At 69.8% G+C, this 22109-nt stretch carries 15 protein-coding genes; 7 read left to right on the top strand and 8 right to left on the bottom strand.

The genetic code is table 11. From position 1 onward, the window contains the following. Positions 1 to 260 precede the first annotated feature (260 nt). The 3 genes from NE857_RS21105 to NE857_RS21095 all read right to left on the bottom strand — a co-directional run bounded on the left by NE857_RS21105 (position 261) and on the right by NE857_RS21095 (position 3300). Complete coding sequence (locus NE857_RS21105) at positions 261 to 461, bottom strand: hypothetical protein (RefSeq protein WP_254417313.1); 201 nt, start codon at positions 459 to 461, stop codon at positions 261 to 263. 27 nt (positions 462 to 488) lie between these two features. After that, on the bottom strand, positions 489 to 1544 hold the full coding sequence (locus NE857_RS21100; protein WP_254417312.1) for a class I SAM-dependent methyltransferase: 1056 nt from the start codon (positions 1542 to 1544) through the stop codon (positions 489 to 491). A 103-nt stretch (positions 1545 to 1647) separates the two neighbouring features. Continuing rightward, a complete protein-coding gene (locus NE857_RS21095) occupies positions 1648 to 3300 on the bottom strand; it encodes a LuxR C-terminal-related transcriptional regulator (protein WP_254417311.1) in 1653 nt (550 codons plus the stop codon). Positions 3301 to 3470: 170 nt separating this feature from the next. On the opposite strand from NE857_RS21095, the gene NE857_RS21090 reads away from it, so the two are divergent. From NE857_RS21090 to NE857_RS21080, 3 genes are all read left to right on the top strand, one after another. Next, positions 3471 to 3662 carry a M55 family metallopeptidase gene (locus NE857_RS21090; RefSeq protein WP_254417310.1) on the top strand — a complete coding sequence of 64 codons (192 nt, stop codon included), beginning with the start codon at positions 3471 to 3473 and terminating at the stop codon, positions 3660 to 3662. A gap of 130 nt (positions 3663 to 3792) precedes the next feature. After that, positions 3793 to 4101: a hypothetical protein gene (locus tag NE857_RS21085; RefSeq protein WP_254417309.1), complete on the top strand. Its 309-nt coding sequence runs from the start codon at positions 3793 to 3795 to the stop codon at positions 4099 to 4101. Positions 4102 to 4106: 5 nt separating this feature from the next. Then, entirely contained in the window at positions 4107 to 4577 is a 471-nt protein-coding gene (locus NE857_RS21080) for a nucleoside deaminase (RefSeq protein ID WP_254417308.1), read from the top strand. 126 nt (positions 4578 to 4703) lie between these two features. Here NE857_RS21080 and NE857_RS21075 read toward each other — a convergent pair whose 3' ends face one another. Next, positions 4704 to 7145, bottom strand: a complete 2442-nt coding sequence (locus NE857_RS21075) for a M14 family metallopeptidase (protein ID WP_254417307.1) — start codon at positions 7143 to 7145, stop codon at positions 4704 to 4706. A 431-nt stretch (positions 7146 to 7576) separates the two neighbouring features. On the opposite strand from NE857_RS21075, the gene NE857_RS21070 reads away from it, so the two are divergent. Next, positions 7577 to 8200, top strand: coding sequence for a GyrI-like domain-containing protein (locus tag NE857_RS21070; RefSeq protein ID WP_254417306.1), 624 nt, complete (start codon positions 7577 to 7579; stop codon positions 8198 to 8200). Between the two features lie 125 nt (positions 8201 to 8325). Here the strand turns inward: NE857_RS21070 and NE857_RS21065 are convergent, their stop codons facing one another. Next, positions 8326 to 11826 carry a DUF4132 domain-containing protein gene (locus NE857_RS21065; RefSeq protein WP_254417305.1) on the bottom strand — a complete coding sequence of 1167 codons (3501 nt, stop codon included), beginning with the start codon at positions 11824 to 11826 and terminating at the stop codon, positions 8326 to 8328. Between the two features lie 172 nt (positions 11827 to 11998). On the opposite strand from NE857_RS21065, the gene NE857_RS34720 reads away from it, so the two are divergent. Then, positions 11999 to 12385, top strand: coding sequence for an NACHT N-terminal Helical domain 1-containing protein (locus NE857_RS34720; RefSeq protein WP_425572045.1), 387 nt, complete (start codon positions 11999 to 12001; stop codon positions 12383 to 12385). Here NE857_RS34720 and NE857_RS21060 read toward each other — a convergent pair. Then, positions 12313 to 12711 carry a VOC family protein gene (locus NE857_RS21060; protein ID WP_254417304.1) on the bottom strand — a complete coding sequence of 133 codons (399 nt, stop codon included), beginning with the start codon at positions 12709 to 12711 and terminating at the stop codon, positions 12313 to 12315. The two genes, NE857_RS34720 and NE857_RS21060, sit on opposite strands and share 73 nt — an antisense overlap. A 597-nt stretch (positions 12712 to 13308) precedes the next feature. Here NE857_RS21060 and NE857_RS21055 point away from each other — a divergent pair. Further along, complete coding sequence (locus NE857_RS21055) at positions 13309 to 18792, top strand: ATP-binding protein (RefSeq protein WP_254417303.1); 5484 nt, start codon at positions 13309 to 13311, stop codon at positions 18790 to 18792. A 313-nt stretch (positions 18793 to 19105) separates the two neighbouring features. Here the strand turns inward: NE857_RS21055 and NE857_RS21050 are convergent, their stop codons facing one another. Together NE857_RS21050 and NE857_RS21045 are read right to left on the bottom strand one after the other, a co-directional pair. Continuing rightward, complete coding sequence (locus NE857_RS21050; protein WP_184364970.1) at positions 19106 to 19669, bottom strand: dihydrofolate reductase family protein; 564 nt, start codon at positions 19667 to 19669, stop codon at positions 19106 to 19108. 182 nt (positions 19670 to 19851) lie between these two features. Continuing rightward, a complete protein-coding gene (locus tag NE857_RS21045; protein WP_184364968.1) occupies positions 19852 to 20772 on the bottom strand; it encodes a LysR family transcriptional regulator in 921 nt (306 codons plus the stop codon). A 150-nt stretch (positions 20773 to 20922) separates the two neighbouring features. Here NE857_RS21045 and NE857_RS21040 point away from each other — a divergent pair, with 150 nt between their 5' ends. Beyond that, a complete protein-coding gene (locus NE857_RS21040; RefSeq protein ID WP_184364966.1) occupies positions 20923 to 22098 on the top strand; it encodes an acyl-CoA dehydrogenase family protein in 1176 nt (391 codons plus the stop codon). Positions 22099 to 22109: the final 11 nt, after the last annotated feature.

Below are 22109 nucleotides of genomic sequence, written 5' to 3'. Positions count from 1 at the left end.
TGCTCGGGCGCGGCAATCATGCGGGTGTTGGAGAAGGAGATGAAGACCTGATTTCTCCATACCTCGTTCGCGTAGCCTCTTGCGCACCGTTCCGGGGTTGGAGCTCAGCTCCTTGGCCTCCCCACCCCGGGTCTGCTTGGCGGTCTTCTTCCTGGCCCGCATGTGCACCCGCCCTGAGCCGTCGCAGAACCGTGCGATCGGGCGGGAAAAGACCCAGCACCCTGCCCCGCCGGGGGCTCGCCCCTTCCTGGCCGGATCGCTCAGCGGTCCTTCCACGCCTGTTCCAGCAGGCGCTTGACCCGTTGCACGTCCCCGTGTTCGGTGCGTCTGATCACGGCACTGATCACAGGGCGCAGCAGGCGGTCGCCCCCGCTGTGGTCGCGGGCGCCGCCGCCGGGGGCGTAGCCGCCCTCGGTGTTGCTGGCGATGTCCACCGCGAACCAGTGGACGGTAGTCGTCATCACCAGTTCCCGTGTCGACCACTGGCGTTACGGTCGGGCCTCGAGGACCATGAAGTTGGGGGTTTCGGCGGCCTGGCGGAACCGGGTGAACCCGGCCTCCTCGGTGATGTGTCGGAGCGCGGTGAACCCGGCCTGTGCCCCGAGGGCGTTGCTGCTGCCCTGGGAGAGCGCGCTGGGAGTACAGACGAAGGTCGACACCGAGTAGAACGTCCTGGCGCGGACGCTCTCGACGGGGTGGTCGTCTGTGCGTGGCTCGGTGAACATCCATGTCCCGTCGGGTGCGAGGGCGCCGCGGATGTGACCGGCGGCGGTGACGGGGTCGCCCCACTCGTGCAGCGCGTTGAACACGCAGACCAGGTCGAAGCCCTCCCCGGCGAAGTCTTCGGCACCGGCGACCTCGAACGCCACCCGGTCGGCGAGCCCGGCCTGTGACGCCTGCGCGCGGGCGGTGTCGATCGATGGTGCGTGGTAGTCGAACCCGGTGAACGTCGAGGCGGGGTAGGCCCGCGCGAGAAGCATCAGCGACGCTCCGTGTCCGCAGCCGACGTCGGCGACCCTGGCTCCCGCGACCAGTTTGTCGTGTACTCCGGAGAGCGCCGGGATCCAGCTGTCGACGAGGTTGGCGCGGTAGACCGGTCCGAAGAAGCGCTCGGTGCCGGTGAACAGATGGGGATGGTGCTCGTCCCACCCGATACCGCCGTCGGTCGTGAACGCCTTCTGGACGCGTTCGGTGTCCTTGTGGGTCGAGCTGGCGACCAACGCGCCGCCCGCGACGAACGTGGGGCTGGCCGGGTCGGCCAGGCAGGCGGCCTGTTCCGGCGTGAGCCGGTAGGTGTCGTCGGCCGGATCGTGTTCGCAGTAGGCGCTGGCGACCTGTGCGTTGAGCCATTCGCGTACCAGCCGGGGGTGGCAGTCGGTGGCCGCAGCCAGTTCGTCGGCTCTCTGCCGGCCACCCTCGGCCAGTGCCCGGTACAGGCCGAGCTGGTCGCCGATGACGACCGTGGCCGCGTGCATGGTGGCTGCCTGGTCGGCGGCGTATCGCTCGAGGAACGCCCGCAGCCGGTCGGTGTCGAGGTCGTTCATGTGGCTCGCCTCCTCGTGCCGGTGTCCTGTATCCAGGACGGTACGCGCGGCGGACCGGTCCCGGCATCGCCGGAGCTGACCATTTCCGATACGGCGCGGATGGTCAGAACGGACCATCGGACCCTTCCCTCCGGACGAGGCCGTGCTCGAACGCGAAGGCGGTCGCCGCGGTACGGGACGAAACCCCGAGCTTGGGGTAGATGTTGCTGAGGTGACGTGCCACCGTGTGCTCGCTGAGGACGAGCTCGGCGGCGATCCGGCGGTTGGTGTACCCGGCGGCCACCAGCCGCAACACCTCGCACTCCCGGTCGGACAGGCCCCCGGGGCGGGCGCCGTCAACTGTGGTTCGCGTGGTCAGCTGATCGGTGTGCGCGCCCAGGCGCGTGAACAGCCGTCGGGCGGCGTCGAGTTCGAGCTCGGAGCCCTCCTCGTCACCGAGCGTTCGCAGGGCCATCCCGGTGAGCAGCCGTGCTTCGGCCAGTTCGCATGCCAGACCGAGCGCGCGCCACGTGGCCATCGCGGGACGGAGCAGCGCCAACGCGGGCTCGGCGTTTCCCAGGGCCAGTCGCAGTCGGGCTCGGGTAGCGCCCGCCAGTGCCGAGACGGCTTCGCTCGACGCGGCCTCGGCGACGGTGTCCAGGTCCTCACATGCGGCACCCGCGAGATCGGGCCGGTCGGCGGCGAGCGCCACTCGCACCTGCGCTGCCAGGAGGGACGCCCTGCGGAACGGCAGCCCGCCGGAATCGGCGAGCGCGGCGCGCAGCGCGGTCATCGCCGCGTCGGTGCGCCCCTGCGCGAGCCGGATCATGGCCAGGCCCGGCTGTGGGTCGTGGCCGAGCTCACGGGCCTGGCCGAACGCCTGCTCGGCCGCGGAGGTCTCACCACGGCGGCGCAGGATCTCTCCCGTCACGTAGAACGCCTCGCCCGCCAGGTGGGGTTCGAAGAGCAGCATCTCCTCGCAGGCACGCCGCGCTTCGGTCGCGGCCTCCGCCAGCTCGCCGCGCAGGCACATCACCTCCACCTGCCGCACCCGGCACAGGCCCTGGTAGGGCGTGGCTTCGGGCAGGGACGACGCCCAGTTCCACGCCGTCTGCGCCCAGCTCGCGGCGCGGCGCAGGTCGGCGACGCCCATGCACATGCCCACCGCGAAACACGAGATCCAACCGGTGAAGTGCGCGTCCAACTCCCCGGACACGACTGAGGCCATCGCCTCGTCCAACAACCGCAGACCGTCGTCGGCCTCGCCGCGCACCAGATGGCACAGCCCTTGCCAGGAAAGCGCGAGTGCCACCAGGTTGGGTGCGCCGAAGCGCTCACCGGCCACCAGGGCCCGCCTGGCATGGGCCTCGGCCCGATCGACCTCCCCGGCGCCCAGCGCGGCCTCCGCCTCGCCGCACGCCAGGTAGCCGGACTCGACGCAGTCGGGGTGGTGCTCCAGTTGGCGCTGCGCGCGGCGCAACCACCCCGATGACGCCACCGGCTCACCGTGCAGGCCGTAGCGCACCGACAGCATCCACGCCGTGTACGCGGCCTCGCGGGGGCGGCCCGAGCGGACGAACCCGCGAAACGCCCGCTGCCGCAGCTCGATCTCCTCCGGTACTCGACAGCACCACCAGGACGCGTCGGCGAACAGCACGAAGTCGTCAGGTGACAGTTCGGTCGGATCGGTGCCCCGGAGGAGCCGGTACGCCTCACTCCACCGCAGATCGCGAGCAGCGTGACGGGCGTGCTCCACCACCTGCGCGAGCTCACCCATCGCCAACCCCCACCACGAGGTCATCGCCGACGGACGCACCGTCGACCGTCCCCCGATTGTAGATCGCCGCTGCTCAGCGGCGCCTGGGCGGTTCAGCTCCGCCCGCTGGGCCGGGGCGCCGGTGTTTTGTGCCGCTCCTGGCATGTGCGAGCCTGGAAGGTGTGGTGGGTATGCGGGTACTCGTCTCGGTGGACATGGAGGGTGTGGCCGGGGTGGTCCATCCTGACGACATCCTGCCGGGGCACAGCGAGTACCAACGCAACCGCGCACCCATCACTGCGGAGGCCGGCGCGGCCGTCCATGGGGTTCGTACCTACGACCGCGATGCCAAGGTGCTGGTCGCCGACGCCCACGCGCGATGAGGTTGCCGGTGGGTATCTCGCGACCTTTGCGAAGGCGCCTGAGACCGTCATCGATGGACTCCACAAGGTATCCCGCCAGGGTGGATGACTCCGGTGGCTGCTCTCCTTCAACTCCTTTCTCCTCGCCATCGTGGGAATCTACTTCGGTACCATCCGGAGAATCCGGGGCGAGCCGATCCTGCTGATCCCGTTCTTGGCGACACTTCTTGTCCCGGGGGTCTCGTGCCTGCTCTGCCTCGACGTCATATGGGTGCACTGGCTGACCGCCAGGGAGATGAAGCCCGACGAGCTGGGTGTTGATGTCCGTGAGGGTTTCATGGAGCTGCTTCTGCTCAGGGGTGAGCGAACCCGGGTCTACCGGATGGCATGGCTTTTGTCATTCGCATCGGCCGCAGCAGTGTTGTCGGGTGTTTTCTTCTCTGTTTTCCTGTCAGCTTAGAAAGAATGGATAATTTGAATAATTTTCAGCAATGGCGGAACGCGTCTTTCGAGGAGGCTTTCCGGCAGGCGCAGAAAAGCCTCTCGGAGGGCGGTGTCCCCGTGGGCGCCTCTCTCGAAAAGGGCGGCGCCCTGGTCGGCTCCGGTCATAACGAGCGCGTGCAGTCGGGCGACCCCGTCGCCCACGGCGAGATCTCCTGCCTGCGGCGGGTCGGACGACAGAGGTCCTACGCCGAAACCGTCCTCTACACGACACTCGCCCCCTGCGCGATGTGTGCCGGCGCCATCATTCAGTTCGGGATACCTGTGGTCGTGGTCGGGGAATCAAGGACTTTCCCCGGCGAGCTCGAGCTGATCCGTTCCCGCGGGGTGAAGGTCGTCGAGTTGGACGACCCCCGCTGCGCGGGCCTCATGAGGGAATTCCAGGAACGCTTTCCTGGCGTTTGGGCCGAGGACATCGGAGAGGCCGGGGCGTAGAGGGTGTCCCTCCTTCCGCGTTCTCCGCTGCCGGGGCCACTTGACCCTGCGGCCCTGCCCGCGCGTGGGCGCGGACAGGGCCGCCTCTGTCTGTCAGGGGAAAGGGGAGGGAAGTCCCTGTAGGTGTCAGTCGGTGATGGTCCAGGTGCCCCTGCGGTGGTTGCGGGCGTTGCCGTCGGGGTCGTAGCCGCCCTCGGTGTTACCGGCGATGTCCACCACGAACCAGTGGACGGTGGTGGTCTCCTCGATCAGCAGGGTCTCCAGCTCCCCGCGCACGCCCGTGAGCTCCAGCTTGGGCGAATCGAAATCCGGACGGCTGCCGTCCAGGGTGTAGTGGACCTCGGCGGGTTCGTTGGTCTGGAAGGTGACCTCCACCGGGCCGCTGTGCTCACCCGGGCGCGGCGAGGCACTCGAACGCGGCCGGTACCGGTCGTTCTGGTACTCCAGTGCCACCTCCAGCATGGTGTAGAGCCCGTTGGCGTACTCCATTCCCTGCGCGTGGGCCTCGTCCCACGGAGGCTGGAACCCTGCCTGGCCCAGTTCGAAGTTCCAGGCGAAGATGCCGTTCTCGTACCAGAGGTGGTCGCCGGAGTTGCCCGCGGCCGAGTACAGGACGTCGATGATCGGGCCGGTGCGGGCCGGGGTCACCACGGTGCCCCGGTGCTCCTTGATCGAGCTCAGGATGCTCGCCGAGGACTCCCAGAAGTAGGCCTCCTCCATCGCCGACGGCCGCGGCGTGGGCACGCGCCCCTGCGCGATGTAGGCGCCCGGCGACCACATGAAGTAGTCGCCCGAGGAGTGGATGTTCATCGAGAAGTCGATGTTGTCGTGGGTGTCGACCAGCCACACCAGGTTCTGGTTCTCCGGCTGCGACAGCGGCCCCAGCTCCTCCGGCCCGGCGAACGTGGTGCTGGTGCAGTTGAAGGACGCACCCGCGTAGCCGTCCCACAGGGTGTAGGCGCCGTAGTTGCGGTTGTTGTCCACACCCCACTGCGCGCCCTGCTCCACGGCCCACTGGTCGCGCGCGCCGTCGGTGCCGCAGTAGTTGGTCATGTTCTTGCGCTGCATCGGAACGTCGTAGAACGAGTAGTTCCCGCCGTCGGGGTTGAACGAGGGCATCAGGAAGATGTCCAGTTCGTCCACCAGCTCGGTGGTGGTGTCGTGGATGCCGTAGTTGCGCACCAGGCGCTCGGCGGTCTCGATGGTCACCAGCGGGGTCTGCCACTCCCGGGCGTGCTCCTGCGCGTAACCCAGCACACCGGTCTTGGAGCCGTCCCGAGTGGCGCCGATACGCAGCGCGTACACCGTCGCCGGTTCACGGGAGACCTCGTCGGGGGCGTTGAGGAAGTCACTGGCCTGGACCTGCTCGGCCCGTACCGTTCCGTCTCCGGCGTTGCCCCGGAAGGTGAAGGCCCGGACCAGGTCACCGGCTCCGGCGTTGACCGCGTCCACGACCTCGGCCGCGGTCGTGGTGATCTCCCCGCTGCCGTCGGTGGCCAGGGACACGGTGATCTCGTCGCCCTCGACGCCGACCGACAGGTCGGAGCCGGGCGCGGAGGGGTCGTGCAGGTCCACCACGACGTCGTTGCCGCCCTCGTGCCCGTAGGCGAGCGACTCCACGATCACACCGCGGTCGGCGTTGCGGCCGTTCACCTCCACCCCGAGGATCGCCTGGGCGTGGCGGCGGTAGCCGTTGGTCAGGTGGGGCAGCTCGATGACCTCGGCGATGTCCGGGTACTCGTCGGCGATCTGGTGGATGCGCTCGTACAACTCACCCGGGGTCATGTAGGCGTTGAGGAAGTCCGTGTAGGGCAGCGGGTCCCCGGGGCCGTCAGGATCGGGCAGCCACTCGTCGACCTCGGCGACCGCGGTACCGCCGTGCGGGCTGGTGACCCGGATCCGGTCGGGCCGCTCCTGCACCTGCGTCTGCCCCCGGTGGTACATGTACACCCCGACGTCGACGAAGGGGTTCAGGGTCTGCGTGCCGCCGTCACCGATCTCGGTGCCGGGCCCGGCGTCGCGCTCCACGGTCAGCTGGAAGCGCTCGTCCTGCCCGAGGCTGGAGCCGACCTCCACGGACAGGAAGTTGCCGTTGCGGCCCTCGAAGTAGTCCGCCCGCAGGATTTGCAGGTCGTCGGAGCCGGAACCGGATTCGGGGCTGGAGAACGTCCCGACCCCGCTCCCGGCCCGCAGCTCCTCGATGGCGGCTTCGCGCTCCTCGACGCGCTCCTGGGCGTCGGACTCGGTGTAGACGACGTCGCCGAAGGTGAACCCGGCGTCGTTGTAGGCGTCCAGGTCGAAGGGGCCGATCACGGTCTGTGCGACGAATCCGTCTGAACCGTCCGGGTCCACCTGGGCGATGTCTCCGCCCAGCTCCACGAGCTGGTCGAGCTGCTCGCGGTCATCCAGGAAGACCTCCACAACGGAGACCTCGTCGAGTTCCAGGGTCGTCGCGCCGGGTTCGGCCGCCGCGGGCACCGAGGTCGGCAGCAGCAGTGCGAGAGCCGCTCCGAGGACGATGCCGGTGCGTGTGCCGCGCCGCGACCGACTCCATGTCACGTGTCCCATCCAGGTCCTTTGCGCTCAGCGCGGAGCGGGCGGGTAGCCCGGTCTCCGCGACAAGTGGCGCCACCGCCGGTCGGGCGGTGACGGACGGGCACGATCGGACCGGCCGCGGGACCACAGGGCAGCACTCACACCATCGGGATCAACGTGCAGCGAAGAAGCGGGGTGGGATGGGGGCGGGATCGGGGGGATGTGGGGGCGGTTCCCGGGTGGACGGCGCGGCCACCGTCACGCACCCGAATCTGGCTGTCGGTCCGAGGCTGCCGTGGGGCAGGTGCCGCGTCAAGGACGGTAAGGCGAGAAATGTGAGCGGAGTGCCGTCACGGCTCGCAGCGGCACTGTGGCACGATCGAGCAGCGCGCTGAGCGGGGCGCTGAGCGGGGCGCTGATCGGGGCACTGAGCGGGGCACTGAGCGGAGGAGCGCGGGCGGCCGATGACCGAGAAGACCGATTTCAAGAAGAGCCTCGACTCCTACCAGGCCAAACACGACCGGTTCCGGATTCTGGAGGTCCCCGACCTCCAGTACCTCATGGTCGACGGCCACGGCGACCCCAACACCTCGGCCCTCTTCAGCGAAGGCGTCGAGGCGCTCTACCCGGTGGCCTACAAACTGAAGTTCGCCAGCAAGCGCGAGCTCGGCCGCGACTACGTGGTCCCGCCCCTGGAGGGCCTGTGGTGGGCCCGGGACATGGACACCTTCACGGTGGCGAGGGACAAGTCGAAGTGGGACTGGACGCTGATGCTCATGGTCCCGGACTGGATCGGCCCGGACATGGTTTCCGTCGCCGTCGAGCAGGCGGGGCGCAAGAACGGCCCGGCCCGGCTCGACGACGTCCGGCTGGAAGCGCTCTCCGAAGGCCGTTGCGTGCAGACGCTGCACCTGGGCCCCTTCGACGACGAGGCCGCCGTGCTCGCGCGCATGCACGACGAGTTCATTCCGGAGAACGGGCTGCGGATGGTCGGCAGGCACCACGAGATCTACCTCAGCGACCCGCGCAGGACCCCGCCGGAGAAGCTCCGCACCATCCTCCGGCAACCGGTCGGCCCCGCTGACTGAACGCCGAAGTACCGAATTCCTGCTCTGAGTGCGCGGGTTGCCGACCGTTCCGGCCCCGGAGGTCAGGACCGGAACGGGAGGTGAGCTCCGCGGTACACCCGGGGTTCGGGGCGGGAGTTCTGCGCTCAGTCCTCGGCCAGGGCGCCCTCGGTCTCCAGACGCGCCTGGAGTGCCGCGACCCGCTCGCGGCACTCCACGGCCGTCCACACCAGCGCGGTGACGCCCTTCAACAGCCGTTCATCGGTGATCGCGGGCAGGAAAGTACGGACGGTCGCGGTGAGTTCCGTGATGCACTCGTCCCTCTCGGGCAGTGTTCCGCGAGGTGGCATCCGGTCCGTCGCGGATACGACTCGTTGGCCCAGATCCTCGGTCACGGCGGCGATGAGCCGTTCGGCCAGGCCCGTGTCGACCGTACGAAGCAGAGCGGATCCCTCAGGATCCCGTACCCGCATGTGCCGCCACCACCCGGGAGGCGGCACCAGACCGGTTCCCGCCGCGTACCGGTGGCAGTAATCGTGCACGGCCAGGTATCTGCTGTCCCCGCTCCGGCCCACGCGATGGGCGGCCAGGATCCTGCCCTCGGAGTCCACCAGCTCCTGGCGGTATCGGCTCACGCGGCGGACCGTGGCCTCCGCGCCGCCGGGGAAGCGCACCTGTTCCTCGGTGGTCTCCTCCAGTCCCTTCCCGTCTTCGTGCGTGCACCGTTCGAGTGGTCGCCCCTCGACCTGGGCGGCGAGGCACACCGAACACCACCGCTTTTCGACGGAGGACCCCAAACGGGTCGTCAGCACCGGTTCGAGACCTTCGGGCCTGACCTGCCTCATCGAGGAATCGAAGGTTCCCGCCTTGCAGGCGAGGTACAGGTCGGTTCCGCACTCCTCCAACGCGTAGGAGTAGTTGGGTTCCAGGCCTTCCAGCACGGGGAAGTACAGCTCATCGGTCACGCCCCCGCTCAGGGTCGCGGCCAGGGACTCGGCCACCCGGGCCCTGGCCAGGATCGGCCGCACGCGTTCGATGACCCGCGGGGTGGGTTCTCTCCAGAGGAAGCGCTCCGCCGCCCGCACAGCCGCGTAGAGCACCGGCAGCCCCGGAGTGACCGTCCCGCTGATCCATGCGTGGTGGTCGGCCAGGATGTCGTCGACGACGTCGGCGAAACCGGGTGTGTGGACCAGTCCCCGCGTGTACTCCGCGACCTGCTCCCGGATCCGGCGTGCGTCATGATCCCCGTCCTCGGGGATGGGCGAATCCGTGGAGTGCCCGAACCCCGACGTGTTCTCGAACCGCGTGTACCCGTCCACCGCGGCCCGCAGACGTCCACGCCACAGCGGATCGGCTGCCAGACCGGTGAGGTCGTGTGGTTCCGGGGCCTGGATCAGCCAACTCTTCGGGTTGATCGCCTGGAACCGCTCCGCTCCCTCCGGGTCCTGGCCGCGGTAGCCGTCGAGCGGCATCTCGCAGGACACGACGAGATCGAGTGTTCCCAGGGGTTGGGGATCATGCCAGTTGAAAGGGGACAGCAGCGGCGAGCCGTCGGCGGCCAGCCCAGCCTCACGCAGCACCTCCCCGGCCTGGCGGAGGGGTTCGCGGAGCTCTTCGGCCGGGAGCGCCATCCCTGCGTAAGTGCGCAGGAAGGTGTCCACCCAGTGTTTGACCGCGGTGGGAGAAACCCCTGAGCCCGCACCGAAGGGCTCCTCGACCCCGCTCTCGCGGAGCACACGGGCCCAGAGTCTGGCCGCGGCGGCCTTCGCCTTGGCGGTCCGCCCCGAAGGGGCCGGGATCTGGGTGGCCAGCAGCCCGCCCAACCGCGGATCCTCGGCGACCATCGAACGCAGGAGGGGCAGGAACGCCGTCCACGCCTTCGCCGGTGCGAGAGCCAGTGAACCGTTGGTGAGCATCGCCTGGACCGCGCGCGCGTCGGCCTCGCGGTCGTCGGTTCCCTCACCACCTGGCACGATTCCAGCTGCCTGTGCCAGGGTGACCAGTCCGGTCGCGAGGTCCTTGGACGCCCGGTTCTCGGCTTCACACCAGGCGATGACCAGTTCGCGGTGGCGGCGGTAGGCCTGGGCCGGGGCCAGCCGGGCGGCGAGGGCCCTGGCGTGGGTTTTCAGGCTGTGGGGGAGGGAACCGGGGGCGGGGAAGTGGGCGTAGGCCTCGATCACGGCTTCCTCGTCCACGTGGTCGAGTTCGAGCTCGGCAGCCCGGGCCTGGTCGTGGAACCCGGTGGCGTAGGAGGCGTTCCCGACCCCGGCGAGGATCTGCGCGCACTCGTCGAAGAAGAGGTAACGCAGTTCGGGCGCGGTGCGCAGGAGGTTGTCGGCGGCCTCGTCGAACGCCTTGCGGGCCCGTCCGGGTTTGGCCATGGCGACCTCGCCCTGGGCCCGGAGCACAGGCAGGAGTGCGAGGGCGTGTTCGAACTGGGCGGGGTGGCGGTGGAGCACGGCGGCCAGGAACTCGGGCGGTCGGTGCCGGGCGGCACCGACCTCGGTCTCGGACTGGTGCACCAGGCCCAAGGCTTCCCATAGGGCCCGCCGACCCGCGACCGAGTGGTCCGGGACGAGCATGACGACGTGTCCGTCGAGCGCGGGGTGGGACAGCCCGAGCGCGATGAGCGGGTCCTCACCGTCTCGGGCGGGGGAGAGCGCGACACCGTCGGCATGGACGAGCGAGGCGCGTTCACCGCGGACGGGGAACGGTTTGGGTGGGGCTGGTTCGCCGGTTTGGTAGTCCCTCGCGGGCACCTGCTTCGGTGTGGTGCCGACCAGGTGGTCCTTGGCGTCGGGGCTGCGCTCGTACAGCTCCATGAGGATGTTCACGCCCTCGGACCAGGCGACGTCGTCGACGGGGCCGGACGGCGTGTGCCAGGCCAGGTCGTTGACCGCCACGCAGCTCTCCAATCCCTGCCAGCGCAGCCACACGGCTACGGGGATCGGTCCGGCGGCGTGATCGGCCCCGTAGACCTGGAAGTGGGCTGTCTCGTCGCGGATCCGCCCACCGAGCCGATTGGCCTGCTTCTCGAAGGCCGCGCCCACTTCGTAGCCGAAAGAGGGACGGAGGCCGACGGAGCTGGTCTCGGGGGCGAAGTCGTCCGGGCGTAGCCACACGGGCCGGTCCAGCTGAGGGGATCCGTCCGCGGCGCCGTGCTTGTCGGCGAGCGCGCGCCAGGACGCCAGGTCCGCGCCGAGCCGGACGGGATGGGGAAGGACGAACGCGGCCGCCGATGACCAGGTGCGGGTGCCGTCCAGGGCGACCAGTTCCACACCGTGCTCGGGGTGGGTGTCGCTGATCAGGCCGGGTTCCTGGGAGCTCGGGCCGTCTGGGGCGGGGACGACGACGGTCCCGGCCAGTACCTGCCGCCAGACGGGGTCGGACCAGACCGCGGTGACCAGCGCGGCCGGGATCGACAGTGAACGCAGCACCCAGGTCCGGACCTGTGCGCGGACGTCCTCTTCGTGCTTGGCGAGGCGTCCGCGCAGGTCCCGTAGGGCGACGACGACCGGGTCCCTGCCGAGGGAGGAGGGCACGCGTGCCAGCTCACGACCCTTGGGGTTACGGCAGACCAGCTGTGCCTGGGAGCCCTCGCCCCGCAGACACACCGTGTACCCGTCGCTGACGGTGACCCATCCCATTGCTGCCGCCCTTGTCGTCCGTATGTCGAGTGAGTGGCGAGCATCGTGGCACAGGGCTGCGACAGCGGGGCGGAGCGGTACTCGGGGGTGGTCGGGAACGGCTTCCTCGTAGGGGGTTGCGGGGTTCCGGGGCGGCGTACCCCCTTCACGATCGAACCCAGGGACATGCACGGTGGCATGGGAGACGGCGGCGCTGAAGGCGGCCGGGACGGTCGGCAGCAGGGCGGGCCGGATGGGGCTGGCCCAGCGGTCGGCGGCGGCTGACCGGGGCAGGGACCTCACCGAGCTGATCCGGGTCAACTTCCGCGACGGCATCGCCCGCCGGAAGGTTCAGCACCAGTTGGACGGGATCGTGCCAGCGGTGAGGGAACGGCTTCAACCACTGTGTGAGCAGGAGTTCCGCGGGCTGGACGATGCGACAAGGCCTCGCTGCCAGCAGAGCTGGCCAACCTCCTGGAACGTGTGGACCTGTCTGACGAGGCGGTCTCAGGGGGCAACGGGAATATGTGCTACTTCGATTCTGATTCCGTCGGGGTCCTCCACGAAAACCGCGAAGTAGCCTTCGCTGTACTCGGGGTACTCGCGTGGTTTGTGGACCACGGTCCAACCGCTGGAAGCAACGGCTTCGTGCACCCTCAGGACGCTTTCTCTTTCAGTTACCGAAAAGGAGGCGTGGTGCCAGCCGGGGCGCCCGAGTGTGTGCGGTGAGGAGTCCTCTCCCTCGACCTCGAAGAGGAGGATCTCGGGATGGGGGCCGTGCCAGGTGCTGAGCTTGTCGTTGCAGGAGCCCCTCTCGTAGCCGAGCGGCAGCAGGACCGCGTCGTAGAACCGGCGGCTCTCCGCCATCCGGGAAGTGGTCAGGGCCAGGTGGTGCAGCATGGTCATGCTGCTAATTTATCATGTTGATTCAATGGTTTATGGTAAACGCCTGTCCGTGAAATTTCCGGGGCTATTATCGGAAGTCCCTTTTTTGGGAAATCGGCTGGGGGAATCCCTGGCCCCGTGTTCGCCGACGCGCAACGTCCCCAACCCCGGCCGGACCCACCGCAGCGGTCTTCGTGGCAAGGTGTCCGCGACACGGAGGCGCGCCAACGGCCCTGACCGTCGGGGCGGGGTGGGAACGGGGCCCGCTGCGGGTATCCGCGGCCAGGGGCCGGTCCGCGGTTCCAGGGCCTCCCGGGCGGGCCGGTGGTCGGGCCCGTAGGTATCGGTCATCTCGAACCCCTCTTCCGGCCGCCCCCGGATGGTTCCCAGGCGCCCTCCGCGCCCGCCCGGTTGTGGCAAACCTCGCGTCCAGCGACGCCTGGCGGCCCCTGTCGGGCGACTTTTTGTAGGGATCCCACAAAGCTGGGGCTCCGGCGTGAGCAATTCGGGACATTGGTGTACCAGGAGGTAATCCACCAAGCTAGAAGACAGGTGCAGGCGGCGCTCCGAGACCCGGACGTCGCCTTCTGCGTGTTGGTACTTGGGAGGGGCATACCGGTGTTCAGTCGTGTCGCCATCGTCAACCGTGGAGAGGCCGCGATGCGGCTCATCCACGCCGTTCGGGATCTCTCGGCGGAAACCGGGGCCCGGATCGAGACGGTCGCCCTCTACACCGACGCCGACCGGAACTCGACCTTCGTCCGTGAGGCCGACGTCGCCTACGACCTGGGTCCGGCCTCGGCCCGGCCCTACCTCGACCTCGCGGTCCTCGAACGCGCCCTGCTGGAGACCGAGGCCGACGCCGCCTGGGTCGGTTGGGGCTTCGTCGCAGAGGACCCGGCCTTCGCCGAGCTGTGCGAGAAGATCGGCGTCACCTTCGTCGGCCCCAGCCCCGAAGCCATGCGCAAACTCGGTGACAAGATCGGCGCGAAGCTGATCGCCGAGGAGGTCGGCGTCCCCGTCGCCCCCTGGAGCCGCGGTGAGGTCTCCACCCTCGAGGACGCCCTGCGCGCCGGGGACGAGATCGGCTACCCGCTGATGCTCAAGGCGACCGCCGGCGGCGGCGGCCGCGGTATCCGCATGGTCGCCTCCTCCGAGGACCTGACCGACGCCTACGAGCGCACCAGCCAGGAGGCCCTGCGCGCCTTCGGCTCCGGTGTGGTCTTCCTGGAGCGCCTGGTCACCGGCGCCCGCCACGTCGAGGTCCAGGTCATCGCGGACGGCCAGGGAACCGCCTGGGCCCTGGGCGTCCGTGACTGCTCGGTGCAGCGCCGCAACCAGAAGATCATCGAGGAGTCCGCCTCCCCGGTCCTGGAGCCCGAGCAGGCCGCCGAGCTGAAGGCCTCCGCCGAGCGTCTCGCCGTGGCCGTCGGCTACCGGGGCGCCTGCACCGTCGAGTTCCTCTACCACCCCGGTGAGCGGCTCTTCGCCTTCCTCGAGGTCAACACCCGCCTCCAGGTCGAGCACCCCATCACCGAGATCACCACCGGCACCGACCTGGTCCGCCTGCAGCTGCACGTGGCCGCCGGCGGCAGGCTCGAGGGCGAGCAGCCCGAGGAGTCCGGCCACGCCGTGGAGGCCCGGCTCAACGCCGAGGACCCCGACCGCGACTTCGCGCCCTCCCCGGGCCGCATCGCACGCCTGAACATGCCCGCGGGCCCCGGCATCCGGGTCGACACCGGTGTGCGCGAGGGCGACAGCATCCCCGCCGACTTCGACTCGATGATCGCGAAGATCATCGCCTACGGCCGCGACCGCGAGCAGGCGCTGGGCCGACTGCGCCGCGCCATGGCCGAGACCACCGTCATCATCGAGGGCGGCGCGACCAACAAGAGCTTCGTGCTCGACCTGCTCGACCAGCCCGAGGTGATCGACGGCAGCGCCGACACCGGCTGGATCGACCGGGTGCGCGCCGAGGGCCGCCTGGTCACCCACCGCCACTCCGCCGTCGCCCTGGCCGCCGCCGCCATCGAGGCCTACCGCGACGAGGAGGAGGCCAGCCGCCAGCAGCTGCTGTCCACCGCCCACGGCGGCCGCCCGCAGGTGCAGCACGACTCCGGCCGTCCCCTGGACCTCAAGCTCCGCGGGGTCGGCTACCGGGTGAGTGTGGCCCGCGTCGGGCACAACCGCTTCCGCGTCGGCGTCTCCGGCGGCGGCGACGTGTACCCGGCCGACGTCGAGGTGGAGCGCTTCGACGCCCACAGCGGCCACATCGTCGTCAACGGCGGCCGTTTCCGGTTCGTGTCAGCCACGCACGGACCGGTCCACCTGGTCGAGATCGACGGCGTCACCCACCGGGTCAGCCGCGACGAGGGCGGCGTCGTCCGTTCCCCCGCCCCCGCGCTGGTGGTCGCCACCCCGCTGTCCGTCGGCGACGAGGTCGAGGCGGGCGCGCCCATCCTCGTGCTGGAGAGCATGAAGATGGAGACGGTGCTGCGCGCGCCGTTCCGCGCCCGGGTACGCGAATGCCCCGTGGCCGTGGGCGGCCAGGTCGAGACCGGCGCCCCGCTGATGCGCCTGGAACCGCTCGGCGACGACGACGCCGAGGACACCGGAGCCCAGGCCGAGACGGTCGAGATCGACCTGCCCGCACCGGTCCCGGCCGCCTCCGCCGCCCAGCGCGCCGACCAGGGCCTGAACGACCTGCGCGGCCTGCTGCTCGGATTCGACTTCGGACCAGACGAGCGCGAGCGTGTGCTCGAGGACTACCTCACCGCCCGCTCCGGGACCGGTGTGCAGCCGGTCGAGGGCGAGCTGGACCTGCTCACCGTGTTCGCCGACCTGTCCGAGCTGAACCGCAACAAGCCCGGCGGCGGCGTCGACGCCGAGCAGGACAGCCGCGTGCACAGCCCGCGCGAGTACTTCCACAGCTACCTGCAGAGCCTGGACGTGGAGCGCGCCGGGGTCACCGAGGACTTCCAGGGCAAGCTCGCCCGGGTCCTCGCCCACTACGGCGTCACCGACCTGGACCGTACCCCGGAGCTGGAGGACGCGGTCTTCCGGATCTTCCTCGCCCAGCAGCGCATGGGCGGCTACGTCACGATCGTGTCGGAGCTGCTGCGCCGCTGGCTGGCCGACGCCCCGCCGCAGGAGGAGCTCGGCGAGCGCGCCGGTCTCGCCCTGGAACACCTGGTCGAGGCCACCCAGGTGCGTTACCCCGCCCTGTCCGACCTGGCCCGAGGCGTGGTGTTCCGCTGGTTCACCCAGCCGCTGCTGCGCCGCAACCGCGCCAAGGTCTACGCCGCCGTCCGCGACGACCTGCGCCACCTGGACCGCGACCCGAACGCGCCGGACCGCGCCGAGCGGATCCAGTCCATGGTCGCCAGCTCCGAGCCGCTGGTCCGGATCATCGGGCAGCGGATCGGCCGCCCCGGCAAGGACCACGCGCCGCTGCTGGAGGTACTGACCCGCCGCTACTACGGCAACCGCGGCCTGTCCGAGGTCACCGCGGGCCAGAGCGGGGGGTGCCAGCTGGTCACCACCGAGCACACCAATGCGCACGGGGTGACCCGTGTGGTCACCACCGCCGTGGACATCACGGCTCTGCCCGAGGCCCTGGGCGCGGTCGCCGAGCTCGCCGCCGGCGCCGCCGAGCACAGCCTGGTCGCTGACCTGTACCTCACCTGGGAGGGCCAGCCGGACGCCGACGCCATGGCGGTGCGGCTCGGCCAGATCCTGGCCGAGAACCCGCTGCCCAAGGGTGTGCGTCGGGTGACCGCCACCGTGGCGGGGACCAGCGGTGCGGTCATGCACCATCACTTCACCTTCCGGCCCGAGGGCGGCTCCCTGGTCGAGGACCGGCTGATCCGCGGCCTGCACCCGCAGATCGCCCAGCGCCTGCAGCTGCAGCGGCTGCGGGAGTTCGACCTCACCCGACTGCCGTCCGCGGACGAGGAGGTCTACCTCTTCAAGGCCGTGGCGCGCAGCAACCCGTCCGACGAGCGCCTGATCGCGCTGGGCCAGGTCCGCGACCTGACCCCGTTGCGCGACCACGACGGCCGCCTGGTCGCCCTGCCCGCCGTGGAGGGCACGCTCGCCGCCTGCCTGGACGCCATCCGCAACATCCAGGCGCAGCGCCCGCACAACAAGCGCTTCGACACCAACCGCATCCTGATGTACGTGTGGCCGCCCACCGAGCTGAGTATCGACGAGCTCAACGCCCTGGTGGAGCGCATCCTGCCGACCACCGACGGAGCCGGTCTCGAAGAGGTCCAGTTCGTGGCCCGCCAGCGCACCGACGAGGGCGAGCTCACCGAACTGGCCGTGCGGATCGGCCTGGACCCGGGCAACGGCGCCAGCGTGCGCGTCGAGGAGCCCTCGACCGAGCCGCTGCTGCCGTTGGACGACTACCGGCAGAAGGTGCTGCGCGCGGCCCGCCGCGGCACCACCTACCCCTACGAGCTGACCGGCATGCTCACCGGGCCCGACGGCAGCTTCGTCGAGCACGACCTCAACGAGGACAACATCCTCGTCCCGGTGGAGCGGCCCCGCGGGCAGAACTCCGCCGCGATCGTGGCGGGTGTGGTCACCACGCCCACCGAACGCCACCCCGAGGGCGTCACCCGAGTCGTCCTGCTCGGCGACCCGACCAAGGCGCTGGGCGCGCTTTCGGAGCCCGAGTGCTCGCGGGTGATCGCCGCCATCAACCTGGCCGAGGACATGCGGGTTCCGCTGGAGTGGTTCGCGCTCTCCGCCGGTGCCCGGATCTCCATGACCTCCGGCACCGAGAACATGGACTGGGTCGCGGCCGCGCTCAAGCGGATCGTGGAGTTCACCCAGGACGGCGGCGAGATCAACATCGTCGTCGCGGGCATCACCGTCGGCGCCCAGCCCTACTGGAACGCCGAAGCCACCATGCTCATGCACACCAAGGGCATCCTGGTGATGACGCCGGACTCGGCGATGGTGCTCACCGGCAAGCAGTCGCTGGACTTCTCCGGCGGTGTGTCGGCCGAGGACAACTTCGGTATCGGCGGCTACGACCGGGTGATGGGCCCCAACGGCCAGGCCCAGTACTGGGCGCCGAACCTGCCCGCCGCCCGCGACGTGCTGATGGCGCACTACGACCACACCTACGTCCTGCCGGGCGAAGCGGCGCCGCGCAAGGCCCTCACCACCGACCCGGACGACCGCGACGTGTCGGACTTCCCGCACACCTTCGAGGGCAGTGACTTCACCACGGTCGGTGAGATCTTCTCGGTCGAGCACAACCCGGACCGCAAGAAGCCCTTCGACATCCGTACGGTGATGCGGGCCCTGGCCGACCAGGACCACGCGGTCCTGGAGCGCTGGGCGGGCATGGCCGACGCCGACACCTCCGCCGTCCAGGACGTGCACATCGGCGGCTGGCCGGTATGCCTGATCGGTATCGAGTCCCGCTCGGTCGCCCGTCGCGGCTTCCCGCCCACCGACGGCCCGGACACCTACACCGCGGGCACCCTGTTCCCGCGGTCGTCCAAGAAGACCGCACGGGCGATCAACGCCGCCTCCGGCAACCGACCCCTGGTCGTGCTGGCCAACCTCTCCGGCTTCGACGGCTCTCCGGAGTCGATGCGCAAGCTCCAGCTGGAGTACGGCGCGGAGATCGGCCGAGCCATCGTCAACTTCGAGGGCCCGATCGTCTTCTGCGTGATCTCCCGTTACCACGGCGGTGCGTTCGTGGTCTTCTCCAAGGCGCTGAACCCGAACATGACGGTCCTGGCCCTGGAGGGCTCCTTCGCCTCCGTCCTCGGCGGCGCCCCCGCCGCCGCGGTGGTCTTCGCGGGTGAGGTGAACAAGCGCACCGCCACCGACCCGCGTGTCACCGAACTCCAGACCCGGGTGTCGGAGGCCAGCACCAATGAGAGGGCCGAGCTCAGCGCAGAGCTCACCGAGGTCCAGTCCGCGGTGCGGGCGGAGAAGCTGAGCGAGGTCGCCACAGAGTTCGACGGCGTCCACAGCATCCAGCGCGCGGTCGAGGTCGGTTCGGTCGACGAGATCATCAGCGCCGCGGAGCTGCGCCCGAAGATCATCGAGGCCATCGCCAAGGGTATGAAGCGCTAATCCCGGACAGCGAATGTGAGTGGCCGGTCCCGAGCGGGACCGGCCGCTCACGTGGTTTCCAGGGGCCCGAAGCGGTCCTTGGTCTGTCATGATGTGCGCCTGGGGGCCAGAAACCATCGGGCCCGCAACAAGGTCACGCGGGGATAACGCTCCGCGTCGTCGCAGTTCGTTAAGTGTGAGCCCCGTGCATGCGGGGATGAACCGCCGTGACCTCCGAGACCAACAGCCACCTACACGTGAGCCCCCCGCGCGGGGACGATTCCCTAGCTGAGATTCAGGACTATCTCCGTAGAGGCCGGTGGTCGTCAGCCCCTCAGCGCAGGACGTCGAAGACCTGCTTCTGCACGCCGTTGGAGTACACCTCGTGCTCGACCAGCTTCAGCTTGGTCAGGTCCTTGTCGGCTTCGCTGAACAGGCGCTTCCCGGAGCCGAGGAGCAGCGGGAAGACCAGCAGGTGGTAACGGTCGACCAGCCCGGCGTCGGCTAGGCCCCGCGCGAGTTCGGCGCTGCCGTGCACGGAGATCGGCCCACCCTCGGTCTTCTTGAGCTCGGCGACCTCGTCGAGCGTGCGCAGGACGGTGGCGGGCCAGCGCGGGTCGTCTTCGGTGAGCTTGCTGGAGACCACGTAGCGGGGCATGGAGTTGTAACCCGCGAACTCCTCCATCGAAGGCCATACGGGGGCGAACGCTTCGTAGCTCCGACGCCCCAGGAGCAGCGCGGCGGCCTCCTCCTGTTCGCGGCTCTTGATCTCGTAGGCCGCCTCGTCCATCGGGACCGCGTTGAAGGTCCAGCCGGAGTTACGGTAGCCGGGCTCTCCGCCCGGTGCCTCCATGACGCCGTCGACGGACACGAAGGCGGTGATGATCAGGGTGCGCATGCTCGATTCCTCGCTGGTCGGTTGCCTGACATCCTCTCGTCGTACGGTGCGACCCGTATTCGACACCTCAAGCGGACTTTTTCGAAGTTTTCTTGTGGCACCGAGAATGGCACGGGCGGCGGTCCGGCCTCTGGCCGCTTCGGCCTGTTCAGGGCCGCTGCGGGCCGACGGTCCGGCCGCAGTCAGGGAACCTCCACGCCCACCAGGTGCTCCGGGGTGGGCAGGGCCTCCTCGGAGGCGAGCAGTACCTCGCGCAGGGCGGGGCTCACCGCGTCGCGGCGCCAGGCCAGACGCGCGTAGGAAGGGGTGAACTCCTCCGCCAGCCGCACCAGGCGGATCCGGTCCCGGGGCACGTTGGCGACCGCCGTGTCCAGGGTGAAGCTCAGCCCGACCCCTGCGCCCACCAGCGCCATCAGCGTCCACGAGTCCGACGCGACCTGGACGATGTCGGGGGAGAACCCCGCTTCGTAGGCGGCGCGGATGAACGTCTCGCGCACGATCGACCCGGGGGCCGCCGGCAGCGCCACGAAGGGTTCGTCCCGGCACTCGGCGATGCTCACCGTCTCCCGCTCGGCCAGCCGGTGGTGCTCCGGGACGACCAGCACGTAGTGCTCCTCGGCCACGACCCGCTGCGCGATCTCCGGCGGCCGCACGCTCCACCGCACCAGCGCCAGGTCCAGTTCGCCGTCGATCACCGAGCGCAGCGCCTCGTTGGCGTAGGTGGTGCTGCGCAGCCGGAGCTCGATCCCGGGGCGCCGCTGGCGGACCAGCCTGCTCAGGTCGCCCACCAGCAGATGCGAGGAAGGACCGGCGAAACCCAACCGCACCAGTCCGGTCTCACCTCTCCCGGCGGATCGGACCGCGCTGCGTGCCACCCGACAGCCCTCCAGCACGTCGTTGGCGGGTCCGATGAGTGCCTGCCCCGCCGTGGTCAGGTGCACCGAACGGGTGGTGCGCACGAACAGCTGGGCGCCCAGGTCGCGTTCGAGCTGCTTGATGGCGCGCGTCAACGGGGGTTGGGCCATGTGCAGGCGCTCGGCGGCACGGCCGAAGTGCAGTTCCTCGGCGACGGCGAGGAAGGCCTCCAGATGGTGCAGGTTCATGCAGGGCAACCTATGTCACGCGACCTGTGCCGCCGGGTGGCCCTCTTCACCCCGGAGGCTTCAACGCCTCCGGATTATTCCATCTGAAGCAACAATGCGGCGACATCAGGTATTGGACTCGTATGAGAACTGTCCGCCATCATCGTGGCCATGAGTTCCGAGACCGAGGTCACCGCCGAAGACTTCACCGACGTCCGCGCCCAGGTGCGCGACTTCGTCCGTACGAAGGTCGTCCCGCGTGAGAACGAGATCCTGGCGACCGACGCCATCCCCGAGGACATCCGCAAGGCCGCCGCGGACATGGGTCTGTTCGGGTACGCGATCCCCCAGCGCTGGGGCGGACTCGGTCTGAACCTCGTCCAGGACGTCGAGCTGGCCATGGAGTTCGGCTACACCTCGCTCGCCCTGCGATCGCTGTTCGGGACGAACAACGGCATCGCCGGGCAGGTGCTCGTCAACTTCGGCACCGACACCCAGCGAGAGCGCTGGCTGGAGGGCGTCGCCTCGGGGGAGGTGATCGCCTCCTTCGCCCTCACCGAACCCGGAGCGGGTTCCAACCCGGCGGGTCTGCGCACCAAGGCCGTGCGTGACGGCTCCGACTGGGTCATCGACGGCGGCAAGCAGTTCATCACCAACGCCCCGCTCGCCGGTCTGTTCGTCGTCTTCGCCCGCACCCGCGAGCCCGGCCCCGAAGGCAACGGCATCGCCGTGTTCCTCGTGCCCGCCGACGCCCCCGGCGTCACCGTGGGCCCCAAGGACGCCAAGATGGGCCAGGAGGGCGCCTGGACCGCCGACGTCACCTTCGACTCGGTGCGGGTGGGCGATGACGCGCTGGTCGGCGGGGACGAGAAGGTCGGCTACAAGGCCGCGATGAGCTCACTGGCCCGGGGCCGGGTGCACATCGCCGCGCTGTCGGTCGGCACCGCCCAGCGCGCCCTGGACGAGTCGGTGTCCTACGCGGCCGCCAACACCCAGGGCGGTGTGCCCATCGGTGACCACCAGCTGGTCCAGGCCATGCTCGCCGACCAGTACACCGGCGTGGAGACCGGGCGCGCGCTGGTCCGCGACGCCGCCGCCAAGTACGTGAGCGGCGAGGACCGCCGTATCGCACCGTCAGTGGCCAAGCTCTACTGCACCGAGATGGTCGGCAAGGTCGCCGACCTGGCCGTCCAGGTGCACGGCGGCGCCGGGTACATGCGCGAGGTGCCCGTGGAACGCATCTACCGCGAGGTGCGGTTGCTGCGCCTGTACGAGGGCACCAGCGAGATCCAGCGGCTCATCATCGGAGGCGGCCTGGTCCGCGGGGAGAAGGAGAGACTCCAGTGAGCACAGCGCCC

Source organism: Nocardiopsis exhalans, assembly GCF_024134545.1.
Classification (GTDB): domain Bacteria; phylum Actinomycetota; class Actinomycetes; order Streptosporangiales; family Streptosporangiaceae; genus Nocardiopsis; species Nocardiopsis exhalans.
This window is presented reverse-complemented; position numbering and strand designations above follow the sequence as displayed.

Coding starts and splice junctions, on each gene's coding strand:
- NE857_RS21070 (WP_254417306.1), top strand. CDS start 7,577: ATGACCGAGAAGACCGATTTCAAGAAGAGCCTCGACTCCTACCAGGCC.
- NE857_RS21065 (WP_254417305.1), bottom strand. CDS start 11,826: ATGGGATGGGTCACCGTCAGCGACGGGTACACGGTGTGTCTGCGGGGC.
- NE857_RS21105 (WP_254417313.1), bottom strand. CDS start 461: ATGACGACTACCGTCCACTGGTTCGCGGTGGACATCGCCAGCAACACC.
- NE857_RS21040 (WP_184364966.1), top strand. CDS start 20,923: ATGAGTTCCGAGACCGAGGTCACCGCCGAAGACTTCACCGACGTCCGC.
- NE857_RS21100 (WP_254417312.1), bottom strand. CDS start 1,544: ATGAACGACCTCGACACCGACCGGCTGCGGGCGTTCCTCGAGCGATAC.
- NE857_RS21050 (WP_184364970.1), bottom strand. CDS start 19,669: ATGCGCACCCTGATCATCACCGCCTTCGTGTCCGTCGACGGCGTCATG.
- NE857_RS21090 (WP_254417310.1), top strand. CDS start 3,471: ATGCGGGTACTCGTCTCGGTGGACATGGAGGGTGTGGCCGGGGTGGTC.
- NE857_RS21075 (WP_254417307.1), bottom strand. CDS start 7,145: ATGGGACACGTGACATGGAGTCGGTCGCGGCGCGGCACACGCACCGGC.
- NE857_RS21095 (WP_254417311.1), bottom strand. CDS start 3,300: ATGGGTGAGCTCGCGCAGGTGGTGGAGCACGCCCGTCACGCTGCTCGC.
- NE857_RS21060 (WP_254417304.1), bottom strand. CDS start 12,711: ATGACCATGCTGCACCACCTGGCCCTGACCACTTCCCGGATGGCGGAG.
- NE857_RS21045 (WP_184364968.1), bottom strand. CDS start 20,772: ATGAACCTGCACCATCTGGAGGCCTTCCTCGCCGTCGCCGAGGAACTG.
- NE857_RS21080 (WP_254417308.1), top strand. CDS start 4,107: ATGGATAATTTGAATAATTTTCAGCAATGGCGGAACGCGTCTTTCGAG.